12 protein-coding genes and 1 pseudogene are annotated in these 13,287 nt (G+C 66.0%); 7 read left to right on the top strand and 6 right to left on the bottom strand.

Going from position 1 to position 13,287, the window contains the following annotated elements:
• Positions 1 to 188 precede the first annotated feature (188 nt).
• Positions 189 to 693 (top strand): annotated as a pseudogene (locus tag OHV05_RS36435) (Tn3 family transposase); the annotation flags it as partial.
• A 65-nt stretch (positions 694 to 758) separates the two neighbouring features.
• Here the strand turns inward: OHV05_RS36435 and OHV05_RS36430 are convergent.
• On the bottom strand, positions 759 to 1,421 hold the full coding sequence (locus OHV05_RS36430) for a response regulator transcription factor (protein WP_331730399.1): 663 nt from the start codon (positions 1,419 to 1,421) through the stop codon (positions 759 to 761).
• A gap of 6 nt (positions 1,422 to 1,427) precedes the next feature.
• On the bottom strand, positions 1,428 to 2,723 hold the full coding sequence (locus OHV05_RS36425; protein ID WP_331730398.1) for a histidine kinase: 1,296 nt from the start codon (positions 2,721 to 2,723) through the stop codon (positions 1,428 to 1,430).
• A gap of 513 nt (positions 2,724 to 3,236) precedes the next feature.
• Here OHV05_RS36425 and OHV05_RS36420 point away from each other — a divergent pair.
• The gene (locus OHV05_RS36420; RefSeq protein WP_331730396.1) at positions 3,237 to 4,535 is read left to right on the top strand and encodes a serine hydrolase domain-containing protein; all 1,299 of its coding nucleotides are present in this window, start codon (positions 3,237 to 3,239) and stop codon (positions 4,533 to 4,535) included.
• Between the two features lie 585 nt (positions 4,536 to 5,120).
• Here OHV05_RS36420 and OHV05_RS36415 read toward each other — a convergent pair.
• Both OHV05_RS36415 and OHV05_RS36410 read right to left on the bottom strand, forming a co-directional pair.
• Positions 5,121 to 5,354: a hypothetical protein gene (locus OHV05_RS36415; protein ID WP_331730394.1), complete on the bottom strand. Its 234-nt coding sequence runs from the start codon at positions 5,352 to 5,354 to the stop codon at positions 5,121 to 5,123.
• Positions 5,355 to 5,382: 28 nt separating this feature from the next.
• A complete protein-coding gene (locus OHV05_RS36410; RefSeq protein WP_405021649.1) occupies positions 5,383 to 6,513 on the bottom strand; it encodes a hypothetical protein in 1,131 nt (376 codons plus the stop codon).
• A 276-nt stretch (positions 6,514 to 6,789) separates the two neighbouring features.
• Here OHV05_RS36410 and OHV05_RS36405 point away from each other — a divergent pair, with 276 nt between their 5' ends.
• Positions 6,790 to 7,071 (top strand): three-helix bundle dimerization domain-containing protein, encoded by a 282-nt coding sequence (locus OHV05_RS36405; RefSeq protein WP_331730391.1) that lies wholly within the window; start codon positions 6,790 to 6,792, stop codon positions 7,069 to 7,071.
• Between the two features lie 487 nt (positions 7,072 to 7,558).
• Here OHV05_RS36405 and OHV05_RS36400 read toward each other — a convergent pair whose 3' ends face one another.
• Together OHV05_RS36400 and OHV05_RS36395 are read right to left on the bottom strand one after the other, a co-directional pair.
• Positions 7,559 to 7,975, bottom strand: coding sequence for a hypothetical protein (locus OHV05_RS36400; RefSeq protein ID WP_331730389.1), 417 nt, complete (start codon positions 7,973 to 7,975; stop codon positions 7,559 to 7,561).
• 49 nt (positions 7,976 to 8,024) lie between these two features.
• On the bottom strand, positions 8,025 to 8,291 hold the full coding sequence (locus OHV05_RS36395) for a helix-turn-helix transcriptional regulator (protein WP_331730387.1): 267 nt from the start codon (positions 8,289 to 8,291) through the stop codon (positions 8,025 to 8,027).
• A gap of 445 nt (positions 8,292 to 8,736) precedes the next feature.
• Here OHV05_RS36395 and OHV05_RS36390 point away from each other — a divergent pair, with 445 nt between their 5' ends.
• From OHV05_RS36390 to OHV05_RS36375, 4 genes are all read left to right on the top strand, one after another.
• The gene (locus tag OHV05_RS36390) at positions 8,737 to 9,057 is read left to right on the top strand and encodes a hypothetical protein (RefSeq protein WP_331730384.1); all 321 of its coding nucleotides are present in this window, start codon (positions 8,737 to 8,739) and stop codon (positions 9,055 to 9,057) included.
• A gap of 965 nt (positions 9,058 to 10,022) precedes the next feature.
• On the top strand, positions 10,023 to 10,280 hold the full coding sequence (locus tag OHV05_RS36385) for a hypothetical protein (protein WP_331730381.1): 258 nt from the start codon (positions 10,023 to 10,025) through the stop codon (positions 10,278 to 10,280).
• Positions 10,281 to 10,499: 219 nt separating this feature from the next.
• On the top strand, positions 10,500 to 11,795 hold the full coding sequence (locus tag OHV05_RS36380; protein WP_331731160.1) for a PhoH family protein: 1,296 nt from the start codon (positions 10,500 to 10,502) through the stop codon (positions 11,793 to 11,795).
• 710 nt (positions 11,796 to 12,505) lie between these two features.
• Entirely contained in the window at positions 12,506 to 13,282 is a 777-nt protein-coding gene (locus tag OHV05_RS36375) for an SDR family oxidoreductase (RefSeq protein ID WP_331730379.1), read from the top strand.
• Positions 13,283 to 13,287 lie beyond the last annotated feature (5 nt).

Below are 13,287 nucleotides of genomic sequence, written 5' to 3'. Positions count from 1 at the left end.
GACGTTCTGCGTACAGGTACATACGCGGGGCTACCAAGAGAGCACCGCCCGGGCTGCTTATCTGCCCATTAGCCCGATCTGGGGCGTGTCGGGCGGCGAACCTCAGCCGCCCTCCGCTGCGCTTCGGCGAGGCCGCCGCCGGCCTTGCGGCGATGTCTTCCCCGACGACGACGGCTGCCTGTCCGTCGTCCGCGACTACCTTCGCGGTGCGGGCCTACGACGTGATCCGCAGGCTCTCCTGCGACGGCTGCCCCACCATGCTCGGCGACGCCGTCGTGCACCACGGCCGGATCGCCAGGGCCCCGCACATCCTGCGCCTGGCCGACGAGCCGTCCTGCCGCCGCCAGATCACGGCCCAGGCCAACATCCAGGAGGGCGGCCACGCGCTCGCCCGGAAGATCTTCCACGGCCGCGCCGGGCAGCTCTACCAGCACCGCCAGGAAGGGATGGAGGACCAGATCGGCGCGCTCGGCCTGGTCCTCAACGCCCTGGTCCTGTTCAACACCCACTACATGGACGCCGCCCTCACCCGACTCCGTACGGAGGGCTTCGACGTCCGCGACCAGGACATCGCCCGCCTCTCCCCGTTCGTAGTTCGTACGGCACCACGTCAACATGCTCGGCCGGTACTCGTTCCTGCTGCCTGAGATGTCCGGCGGGCTGCGGCCCCTGCGCGACCCTGAGCGGGCCGACTCCGCGTCAGTAGAGTCCCATGGCGCGTGGGTAGCTCCGGCGTTGATGGTGGATGGTCCCGCGTCTCAGCTGCGGGGGCGGACGAGGCCGGTCTCGAAGGCGTGTATGGCGGCCTGGGTGCGGTCGCGCAGGGTCAGTTTGGACAGGATGCGGCCGACGTGGGTCTTCACGGTCTGCTCGGCGATGATCAGGTGGGCGGCGATTTCGGCGTTGGACAGGCCCTGGGCGATGAGGGTGAGGATCTCGGTCTCGCGTTCGGTGAGGGGGCCTGTCCGGCCGGTGACCGGCATGCGGGGGGCGGTGGTGCGGGTGAAGTGGCTGATGAGCCTTCTGGTGATGGCGGGAGCGAGGAGCGCGTCTCCCGCCGCGATGATCCGCACCGCCTGGGCGAGTTGGTCGGCGGAGGCGTCTTTGAGGAGGAAGCCCGAGGCACCGGCGTGCAGGGCGTCGTAGACGTAGTCGTCGAAGTCGAAAGTGGTCAGTACGAGGATCCTCGCCGGTTCGCCGGGGTTCTGGGTGATGCGACGGGTGGCCTCGATGCCGTTGAGGACAGGCATGCGGATGTCCATCAGCACGACGTCGGGCTGGAGTTCAGCGGTTCTGGCCACGGCTTCCAGGCCGTCGGCGGCTTGTCCGACTACCTCGATGTCGGACTGGGCGTTGAGGAGGAGGGTAAAGCCCTCGCGGACCACGGTCTGGTCATCGGCGATCAGTGCCCGGATCGGCATACGCGGTCAGCCTTCCTGTGACGTGGATGTCGGGGGGCCGGTGGGCAGGTGGGCGGTGACGGTGTAGCCGCCCTCCGCCGTGGGGCCGGCGGAAAGGGTGCCGTCGAGCATGGCCACGCGTTCGCGCATGCCGAGCAGCCCGTGTCCGGCACCAGCTGAGGGCGGGGTGGCCCGTTGTGCGAGGCCGTTGGACACCTCGACGAGCAAGGCGCCGGGCTGGTGCTCGATACGCAGCCGGACGCTGGCACCGGGAGCGTGGCGCAGGGCGTTGCTCAAGGCTTCCTGCACAATCCGGTAGGCGGACACTTCCACTCCGGGTGGCGGTGGCGTGGGTGTACCGGTGACTTTGACTGTGATCGTGGTACCGGTGGTGCGGACGTTCTCGACGAGGCGTCCCAGGTCCTTCAGGGTCGGCTGGGGTGCCTCGGGCCCCTGCGGGTCGGAGGTGTCGAAACGCAGTAGCCCGAGAACACGGCGTAGTTCGTTCAATGCTTCGAGCGCGTTGCCGCGGATCCCGGCCAGGTTCCGCAGGAGTTCGTCGGTGGGGTGTGGCACCAGGTGCGGGGCGACCTGGGCCTGGATGGAGATGACGGACATGTGGTGGGCGATGACGTCGTGCAGCTCGCGCGCGATGCGGCCGCGTTCCTCCAGGAGCACGCGGTGGGCACGTTCCTCGGCGGCGACCGCGGTCAGCCGCAACAGGGCCTGGCGGCTGACGTGCAGCAGACTTCCGGTGATCACGGCGAAGGCGAAGAGAGCGATCGTCAGGATGCTGTACGGGTCGTATCGCTGTGCCGGGGGTGCGGCGGTGCTCCGGGCGAGCAGGGTCGCCGCTGTGGTGATGGCCAGGGCGGTGGCTGCGGCGCGTGGTCTCACCTGCAGGGACAGCAGGAGCAGGAGGAGCAACTGGATGATCAGGGCGGGCCACGGCCATTGCGGGGTGTCCTGGAGGGCAGCGGTAGCGGCGAACAGGCCGAGGGAGAGCCACCAGGCCGCCACTGGCGCATAGAGCGCAAGCAGCAGCGTGGCTGAATCGGCGGTTGCCAGGATCATCGCAGCCGGCTGGCTCAGGCGGTAGTAGCTGGTCAGCTCCGTGATACCGGCCACGAGCATGAGCGCCGCGGCCAAGATGACGAGTGCGTGCGGCAGGTACCGCCACGCGTGCGGCAGGGCGAGGGAGCGCAAGGGCCGGGCGGTGAGGGCCAGCAGTTCGGGCCTGCCTCGATGGTGCGGTCCCGCAGCGGGCCCCGCACTCTGGCGACGCGCGTCCTGGCCAGGCGTCGTCCGGTCGGTCCATGCCACGTGATCGGTCTTTCTGTCGTCGGCCGGTTGTCTGCCTGTGCCGCCTGCGTCCGGGGCACAGTGCCGCACGCGGTGGCTTCCCACACGGCTCAGGGGCCGCCTGTGTGGGCACCGGCTCGAAGCGCAACACGCCCAGGCTCAGGATCCATGGCCACCGACCGTAGACGACACCGGACGGGCGCGGAGCGGCCGACTGCCTCGGCGTGTCGTAGCGACCACTCTGCTTGAAAGCCGGAGCATTGCTGCCTCGGATTAAATTTAAGGAGACCTGCCTGTAGTCGACATCCATCTTGAGGGCTATCTTTTGCCATGGCTCTCAGGTATGACACGGGTGAAAATTTGCGGATCTCCCGTATTTTGAAGGCTTTGAAGTATCGTAGCCAAGGGTGGCCCGGAGGCAGTTCTTCAATCGGGGGCCGCCTGACCTCAGTGCGGGGCCCGGGTGTGCTCCAACTGGAATGGCCGATCATTCGGCTTCTGCAGTTCAGTTCATTCTCGCGAAAAAGGAATTCGATGCGTCAGAAGACGATTCTCGCCTGCTCGTCCCTCGTGGCGGTAGCTGCAATTTCCATGTCACTCGTGGCACCCCAGGCCATGGCAGCGTCCCCCGGACGTGGCAGTGCCCTGCAGGGATCTATCGACCAGATAACAGCGGCCGGTGGAATTGGCGTGGTGGCGGAGTCGCGGCAGTCTGGCCATCATTCCACTAAGGTCAGAAAAGCCGTCAGCGGACTTGGTGATATCGCGAACAATACCGCCCCGATGGCAGAATCGGCTTTCAGGGTCGGAAGTCTCACCAAGACATACGTCGCGATCGTTCTCCTCCAGCTGGCCAAGGAGCATGACGCTGCGGGGAAGCCCTTGCTCTCCCTCGATGAACCCGTCAGTTGCATCCTGCCGAGCCTCTTCTCGCCGGACAGCCCTCAGCTGACCGAGAAGCAACAGATCACTGTCCGCCAACTGCTTCAGCACACCAGCGGAATCGATGACAACCAGGGCTACTACCAGGAGCTTCTGCCGCCGGCTACGTATACGCCGGACGAGCAGAAGAAGTTCCTTGCCGCACCCTCGGACATCGACAAGCTGATCAATAGCCCCCTCGACGCTGACCTGAAATTCGCTCCCGGCAGTAACAACCCGCAAGGTCGGCCGAACTGGATGTACTCGGACGCCGGCTACGACGTCGCCGGCCTCGTGATCGAAGCGGTGACCGGACACTCCTGGCAGGACGAAGTCACCACCCGCATCATCGACCGTCTCGGCCTCCACGGCACGTCGATCCCCGCCCCCTACGGGCCGACCACCCTGCCCGTGCCGCACACCCAGGGATACCAAGCCCTTCCCGGTGTCCCCGATCTCCTCGACATCACCGAAGCCGACCGTCGGACCTGGGTCGGTGCTTCCGGGCAGATCGCCAGCACCACTGCGGACACCAATACGTTCTACCGGGCCCTCTTCACTCCCGGAAAGCTCCTCGACGCGGACCAGATTCGGGAAATGCAGCAGACGGTACCCGAGGGCAGCGAATCGCCGGGTTACAGCTACGGGCTCGGCCTGGAGAAGACAGTGCTGAGCTGCGACGCCGGGAAGCCGGACGATGCGAAGGGCTACTGGGGCCACACCGGACGTGTGCTCGGCTACGTCACCCTGGCCGGCCAGACACCGGACGGGAAACGCAACATCACCCTCTCCATCAACGGTGTCTATCCCGCCTACAACCCTGACGGAAGCATCAACCAGGACGAGAGCGACAGAAAGTTCCAGGCAGTGGCAGCCGCAGCCAGCAAAGCTGTCGACACCGCCCTCTGCTAGTGAACCACCACGGCTGATCACCGAGCCTTGCATTCCTGCCCGCTGCCGACAGCTCCGTCGGCAGCGGGCTCCCGCAGTTCGTAGCGATGAATCTCTCACTCATCACGCTCCAGAGGAAGCCCCCTGGGACTTGTGCTTCAGAACCGCCATAGACGATAGCTCGAAACGATGCCATCGCTCTCAGAGCAATGGCAAACTCTCCGGTCAGCGCCGGGCGTCTCCCGGCGCGAGCAGGCTGGTGACTGCGGCGATGGCTTCGGGGGCTTGAAGTACCTGCGCAGGTTTGCCGCCACTCGTGCAGGTCCTATCGGGCGCCGGCCTCAGCGCATGATCGGGCATAGATTTTCCTCAATCCCCGGCACTCGCGAGGGCCACCCGGATGATCCTCGACCAGGCCTGTGTGTGCCGGCTCCGTGCCGCCGGAGTTCCGTTCCCAGAGGGGGCGGGCACGGCACACCGCAGGCCGACGAGGAAGACACCGCAGGCATTCGGTCCTCGTCGTGCAGGCGGCGCCACGCTGTCGTGATCTCTCCTCCAGCGGGTGAACTATGCTCTGGCCGCGCTCGCTGCATTCAGATGCGGCGGCTATTTGCGGCGGGCGCGGAGGTGGCCGGTTTCGCTTATCAGAGCCTTGAAGGAAAGTCGTGCCTTTTCTGTGAAGTCCCTCTCGCTGTAGCGGACGACGATGGCTCCGGTCAGAGGGGTCTTGTTTATGTCCAAAATTCCTTCGAAGCGCTCTCCCGGGCTGGGGGTGATCGGGCCGGCTTGGTCGATCGTTCCTATCCAGAGCGGGTCGGATTTCCTGGCGGGAGCGAACATGAACTTCAGTGCAGCCTTCCGGGATCCTTCAGATGCGGCGGCCCGTACTGTGGAAAGTTTTTTCGCTTCCTGGCAGCACGGGAGAGACTGGTGGGCGCGTGGGGGAGGGCGGACCCTTTTTGATCTCCGATTCTTTTCTTTCTTTCTGCGTTTCCCTCGGGCGGATTATCTTTCGAGTGGAGATCCTTTCAGGGTATCCATGAAGGAGATTATCGGAATCGGTCGGATGCTCCCGTGTATAGATTGAAATGGCTATGCGCGAGCTGCCTCCTGGGTAGATTTTGATCTCGCCTCTGGTGCATGTTGAATTCTGTCTGAATATCTTCTCGAGGCCCTCGCCCTTGGGGATTTCGGAAAGCCAATACAGCCCTCGCTCGGCGATATCTCCAGCCGGTGGCGTCTGCCAGAAGTAGATCTCGCAGGAATTGGTACCCTTGCCTATGAGTTCCATGGCCGAGGCCAGGATTCTCCTGTTCTGTTCGGTGGCAATTGCTTCCCACTGGGCGTCCGGTTGTGCAGTGGGCCCCGTCGGCTCCGTAGGGAGTTTCTGCCCCGCTACGATCCTGGCCGCGTCGAGCAGTTGGCGGCCATCCATACTCGCGAATTTCGGGGTCGTGGGTGGTGTGTACGTCGGAGGGGCCCCCGATCCCCTGGCGAAGCCGGACCGGTCGATGCTGGCAACGCCGGTCCGGATCGAGGTCCAGACACAGTCGCGCGGCCTCACCGAATGCACGGAAGGAGCGGCTTGCTGAGGGGGCGTGCGCTTCCACTGCGTAGCGGTGATCGGTGGTGGGCCGCCGGTCTGAGTGTTCTTCGTGAACAAGTAGTCACCGCGGCCGTTATAGCGGCACCAGACGCGAGGATGAGAGCGGTAGACGATCGGCCTCGACAACTCGAGAAAAGCCATCAGTCCGCTGGTTCCCTCGGCGCGTTCGGTAATTCCTCCCAGGCTGGCGCAGTAGTTGGAAAAATCTGGGCCGAAAGAAGCTTCCCAGAATTCGGAAAAGGATTTGAACTCCGAGTCCGTCGTCGCCCAGCTGCTCGATCCCTGTGCCCAGGCCGTGACGATCTCGGTGAGCCGGTTCTCGTCTGCGGTGCTGCTACCCAGAGCCGGGTTGGTAGCCTTCTGCAAGAGAGTAAGGCTCGCTTCGTCCACCATCGCTCCTTGCTCGTGGTCCACGATGTGCAGACCGGCCGACGGACGCTCCCGCACGTGTGAGGGTTAGCCGGCGGGGCCGATGCCGAGTGCGTAGGCGACGCCCGAGGTCGGGAAGCATCCCTTCCATTCCCAAATCAAGCACAGGGACTCATCCCTGGCCCGGACTACCAGCCCGTACATTCGGCCACCGTTCTCTGTCTCAAGGAGAAGAGCCTGCGGGGGAGGACCGGTGGTGACCGGGTTGGCAGTCCGGGCTGGCTGGATATCGCTGCCTCTGTGGACAATGATGATCGCGAATCGTACAACTGCCGAAAGGAACGTGAGCATGGGAAGAACATGAACGAAGAGCAGAGCAGGATGGTCCAGGGCATAGCCGGACGGCTTGGAACCGACTACCCATCAGTGGGCCGGGCCGATCTGCTGCACGTCGTCCAGAGCGCCTATCGGCAGTTTCACGGAGCCAAGGTCCAGGCCTATGTGCCCATCCTGGTGGAGCGGCGGGCCAGGACGATCCTCGACGAAAGCGGTCGTCAGGACCGGGCCCGGCATGGGCGCTGAGGCACCGGACGATTCGGAGGGAGGCTTCAGCTCCTGGCTCCGGCAGTTCGAGGGCCTGGACACGCCGGTAGCTGCGTTGGCCCGCCTGGCTGCGGACGATCCCCACTGGCCCCGCGGTCCACAGGACGACCTTCAGGCCTTCGTCGAGCATCTCGAGAACGGCAATGCCGGCATTGCCGCGCTGGGGACCATGATCGACGCCTGGGTTCGTTGGACGGGGTACGACCACCCCTCATGGCCGCTCCGCACTGCGCCCGGATCGGCGTCGGCACCCGACGAAGGCCGAAATCCAACCGGAGTGGGACCGTGCGTGCTCAGTGCGGTCCGCTCGTGGCTGACTTCCCGGCTGGCCTCGCCCTTTCGGGGCGGCAGAGGAGCTGAGGGCGAGGGGCGCTCAAGGCCCGCGCAGGGCTCAGGGCAGGCTGGGCTCGCTGCCGCAGTCGGTCGGCCACGAGGCCAGGTGATGGCCCGGTGTGTTCGGGGGCGGTCATTCCGTCGGTACCACGAGAGCGCGGCGACTGCCGTGGTGCCTTGTCGCGAGAGGGGAGAGCTGGCGGACCGTCCGACGGACCGCTGCGGCGTAGTCGACCGCCCACTCCTGCTGGGCAGCCCAGGTGACGGTGGCTCGGAGTAGCCGGATCTGCTGGTCGATGGTTCCGAGGGGTGGGCCCTGGTGGCCGCTTGTCTCACCTGGCCGAGCGGGGGACGCCTTGCCCGCGTGCTCGGCCCAGTCGGCGATCGCGGCGAGCAGCGGGGCGACTGGGCAGGTCTGCTCCCCGACCACGCTGCCTTCGCGGGAGTGGCCGGGGAGCGCGGCCAGTTCGGCGTAGACCAGCAGTTCGGGAAGGTCACAGAGGTCGCGGCGGAGCCGGGTGACGGCAGTCGGGGTGAGCGGGGCGGGCATGTGCGGAGAACTCTCCTGATGCGGTGTGCGAGGCGGGGCCGATGGTTGGTCAGGGGCCGGGGTCGGGTGTGACGACCACCTGCACGTAGCGGGGCGGGAGTTGGCGGGTAACTATCGCCAGCCCGACGGCGTGGGCTCGGTCACGTGCACCGAGCTTGCGGTAGATCCGGCTGGAGTGCGTCTTGATGGTGGCGATCGTGAGCCCGAGCGCAGCGGCGATCTGAAGGTTTCCCAGGCCGTTGGCCATGCCGATGACGACCTGGATCTCTCGGCCGGTGAGTAGCTGACCCGGCTGGGCTGGGGAAGGGGCGGGCATCTGGTGCTCCTCGGTCTCAGGCCCCCGGGCGGCGTGGTGATGATGGGGGCTGCATGACAGTTGCATGCCAAGTGGCGCCAGCGTAGCTGAGCTCGCTATACGGGAGATCTCGACACGTTTCGCCGTCGGACCGGAAGCGTACCTTCGCCGGAAGGCGCGAATTTCAGCCACCCCAGAGGCTGGATTGCGGATGGCCGAGGCCGTGAGAGTGTTGCGAAAACGGCCACCGATCCCCCTTGTTCTCCCATGTCGGAGACGCAGTTCCGCAGCATGCTGTGGCCCTGCCTGGGAGTTCCGAGCTTTTCTCCCATGGCGGCAGTGCGGCGGCCGATGGCTGGAACTGATCCCCTGAATAGCGAGCCGGGACGGGAAAGCTAATGCCGGTGTATCTTCCTGCAAAGAAAGCGGAAAGCCATTGGCTTTTCATTGAACAAGGGAGAACCACATGAATGCCAAGCGCGGTATTGTCGCGGTCGCTGTTGCCGCAGCTGCTCTTTTCGCCGGCGCCAGCGCGGCCTCGGCGGCCCCGACTGCGGCTCCGTGGTCCGAGAGCAGCTGCAGCGCGAAGGTCACCTCGTCCGTCTACAAGACCCCGTCCGTCAACAGCAAGGTCGTTGGGTCGATCGCACCGGGCACCCCGGTTTCGAAGATCTCTCGCGTTATCCCGATCAATGGTCCGGTGGTCTACCAGGTGAGCTCGCGCGACGCGGTCACCGGCAAGCCGGTCTCCGGCTATGTGGTGGCGAAGGACTTCAACTGCCGCTGATCCGCCTAGCTCCGCCGCCGCGCCACAGGCGGCGGCGGAGCCTCGGGAGGTGCAGGCGAATCGCGCTGCTGCCGACGATGGTGGCGGGATATGCAACGGCACCACAGAATCGGACAAACGCCTGGCAGGACGTGGCGGGCGGCCGGACCGTAGTGCGAGGCTGTCATCCATGGCGAGTTCACCTCTTGCGGACTTTCGCGTGGACCGGCTGGGAGCCACCTCTCCCGACCGCCTCGATGACTGTCCCGCGTGGGTGGCCCTGACGCGTGCCCATGGTCCACATCACCTCGGGCCCGGCGCGTGTCCGGGAGTGGAGGAGCGCTTCACGGACCGGTTACCTCGGATCATGCCCTGATCTCTGCGGAATCGAGTCCGAGGACGCACGCATACGTTCTTGCGATAGTGCTCCCCGGCCCCTGCGCCTGGACGTGCGGGCACGGAGACTTACGGATCGGTCTCTGCGCCCGCACGTCCGCCGGCCTTCAGCGGCACATCCAGGACCGCATCACCGATACTGCGCTGGGCTCGTGGCACCGTTTCCAGCATTCAATCCATGGACGGCACGTGCAGGACTCCACGGCCGATGCCTTTGCCGGGGACGAGCTTATGCCGGGGCGGCAAATTTCCGGCCGGATCCTCCGTTATCGCATCGCGGCCGCGATTTCCGCTTATGGCGCTGAATATCACGTGGGGTACGTACCATGACCTCGTATTCGAGACTGAGGTCATGGTTCTCCACTCCGTGCGGCAGCCGGATCCCGTGGTGCCGCCGGAATCCGGAGCCGCCGTACCGTTCCTGCGCCCTCGCCCGCTGCGTCGGCATGGCGGCCAGTGTCCGCTGAGACCTCCGACCGCCGGGTCGGCCACCTTCCTCTGCCGTCCCGTACTGGACAGCCGGTCAGGCGGAGTGCTTGTGGAGGTTCCGGCGACGGTCATTCCACTTCAGCAACAGAGAGGACATCGGCATGCCCTACGCGAGCATGATCAAGCGGTACGCGGCGGATGCCGAGAGGGTGACCGAGCGAGCGGCAGAGATCGCGAGAATGGCAGACGACAGCGCCCGGTGGACCGCGCTGACCGCCCTGTTCCGTGACTGCGGGAAGATGGCTGCGGTCTACGCCGACCCGGACGGCGCAGTGGTCGCGCTGGTCGAGGACGTGGCTGAGGTGTTCCATGCCGAGCGGTACGCCGTCCGGCATCCGGTGCAGGAACTGGCTGCATGACCCGGTGCCCCGGCCGAACCCGGGGCAACCCCGTCGACTTCCGGCCAGGTCGCCCCTCCGCGCGGACGGGGACAGCCGTCGCCAGATCGAAGATCCAGGTAAAGTAGGCCCCCCGAATCGGGAGGCACACCTGTGGATCCGATACCTGACAGTGACGAGCACCGCAGGATCTTCACGGCGCCGGACAGTCACAAACACCTGGGCCACCGCGGCCGCCGCATGTACGTTCTCGACACCAGCGTGCTCCTGGCAGACCCACTCGCCCCGACCCGTTTCGAGGAGCACGAGGTCGTCCTCCCCGTGGTCGTGGTCACGGAGTTGGAGGCCAAGCGGCACCATCCGGAGCTGGGCTACTTCGCCCGCCAGGCGCTCAGGCTGCTGGACGACTTCCGGGTCCGGCACGGCCGGCTCGACGAGCCGATCCCGGTCGGCGAGCTCGGCGGAACCATCAAGGTGGAGCTCAACCACTCCGACACCTCGGTGCTCCCCAGGGGCTTCCACTCGAGCGGTGGCGAGGCGGACGCCAGGATCCTCGCCGTCGCGCGCAATCTGCAGGCCGAGGGGTACGACGTCACCGTCGTCTCCAAGGACCTGCCGATGCGGATCAAGGCCAGCGCGGTCGGTCTGCTCGCCGAGGAGTACCGGGCCGAGCTGGCGATCACCTCCGGTTGGACCGGAATGTCCGAACTGCACGTCTCCGGCGACCAGGTGGACGCGCTGTTCGGCGCCGGCCACGACACCGCGGTGGACGTGCTGGGCGCGGAGGAGCTCCCGGTGCACACCGGGCTGGTGCTCACCTCGGAGCGCGGCCGGGCCCTCGGCCGGGTCACCCAGGACGGCCGGGTCCGGCTGGTCCGGGGCGACCGCGAGGTGTTCGGGCTGCGCGGCCGGAGCGCCGAGCAGCGGGTCGCCCTCGACCTGCTGCTCGACCAGGAGGTCGGGATCGTCTCGATGGGCGGCCGGGCGGGTACCGGCAAGTCCGCGCTGGCGCTGTGCGCCGGTCTCGAGGCGGTGCTGGAGCGGCAGCAGCACCGGAAGGTGATGGTCTTCCGGCCGCTCTACGCGGTCGGTGGGCAGGAGTTGGGCTATCTGCCCGGTTCCGAGTCGGACAAGATGGGCCCCTGGGCCCAGGCGGTCTTCGACACCCTCTCGGCCGTCACCACCCCGGACGTGATCGAGGAGGTGATCTCCCGCGGGATATTGGAGGTCCTCCCGCTCACCCACATCCGGGGCCGGTCGCTGCACGACGCCTTCGTGATCGTGGACGAGGCGCAGTCGCTGGAGCGGAACGTGCTGCTCACCGTGCTGTCCCGGATCGGCCAGGGGTCGCGGGTGGTGCTCACCCACGACGTCGCCCAGCGCGACAACCTCCGGGTCGGCCGGTACGACGGTGTGGTCGCGGTGGTGGAGAAGCTGAAGGGGCACCCGCTGTTCGCCCACATCACGCTGACCCGCTCGGAGCGTTCGCCGATCGCGGCGCTGGTGACGGAAATGCTCGAGCACCCGGAACACTGAAGTCTGTCCGGCGGCGTCGAACGGGTGAACCCTGTCTGCTTCCCGGTGCTGCTGCGATCGCGGCGCCGGTCTGGTGGTCAGCGGGGCGCGCGTAGAGGTTCTGGCGCTGCTACGCGTGGGATTTTCCGAAGCGCCTACCGAACCCGGCGTGCTGGTCTCGAGACACCGGGCTCCCCGAAGTCCTGTCCGGGGTCGTCCAGCTGCTGATACCGCAGCGGGCCGCGGATTCGGAATGACCGTTCGCCGGTACCGGAATGCGGTCGTACCTATTCCTGCGGCCCGTCTCCTGGCTGTCCTGCCTCCCTTGCGATATGGCCAAGGCACGTGCCGTCGCTGACTTGGGCACGTCACGCCCGACATCCTCAGCCGGCGCACCCGCCAGACCCTGTTGACCGCCCCAGGCACATCGTCGCGCTCGCGCGGCCATCCGCTGCCACTCCGGGTGCCCCCGCAGCCCAGAACATATTGTCCAGTGCAAACAGCAAGACAGTGAGTAATGCTCTGCACGCCCTTCCCGACGAAACAGCCCAGACCTCAAAATAACGGGATGAAACACCTGGCGAGCCTGACAGCCAGGCGCTGCCGTGAGACCCTGGCACGGCACTCAACTCGGTGTGTGGTCTATTGCTCGAAGTTCGGCCCGGATATCGTCTTCCAGCCCAATGGAACCGTCTGGTGGCCCGATGTGTGAGAAATCGTCAGGAGAAGCGATGGAACTGATGGAAAAGGTCGTCGTCGTCACCGGGGCAGCGAGTGGAATCGGCTTCGGTCTCGCTAAAAAGTTCGCCGTGGAGGGCGCCACCGTCATTTCCTCCGATCTCCCCGGTGAGGTTGGGGAACAGCGTGCCCGCGAGGCCGGCGCGCGGTATTTTGCGGCAGACGTCGCGCGCGAGAGTGAAATAAGTGCCCTGGTGGGCCACGTACTCGCCACGGAAGGTAAGATCGACCTCTTCTGCTCCAACGCCGGTATAGGTACACGGATGGATGCCCTGGCCGGGCAAGACGCCTGGGACAAGATTATCGACGTCAATCTCAGTAGCCAGGTGTGGGCGGCCCGCCATGTCCTGCCCCACATGCTGGAGCGCGGCGAGGGGTACATCCTCAATACGGCATCTGCCGCCGGCCTGCTAACCGAACCCGGGAGTATCGGGTATGCCACGACCAAGCACGCCTCGGTCGGGTTCTCCGAATGGCTCGCTTACAGCTATCGTGACCAGGGAATTCGTGTCTCCGTTCTCTGTCCCGAAGGGGTTTACACCCCCATGACGGATCAGGCGCCGTATCTGCTGCACAACGCCATCACGGTGGCGGAGCTCGCCGGCACGGTCGTCCAGGCACTGGGCGAGGAGCGGTTCATGATCACTACCCACCCCTCGACCATGGACATGCTGCGTCAGAAGGCCGCCGACTACGAGGGTTACATCGACACGCTGGCGGCTCGCCGTGCGGAAATCCTGGGTATCCAGGGCGCGGCCGGGAAGATTTGACGTGC

The organism is Kitasatospora sp. NBC_00070 (genome assembly GCF_045041205.1).
GTDB lineage: Bacteria > Actinomycetota > Actinomycetes > Streptomycetales > Streptomycetaceae > Kitasatospora.
The sequence above is the reverse complement of the archived record's forward strand: the minus strand, read 5'-3'. Positions and strand labels throughout refer to the sequence as shown.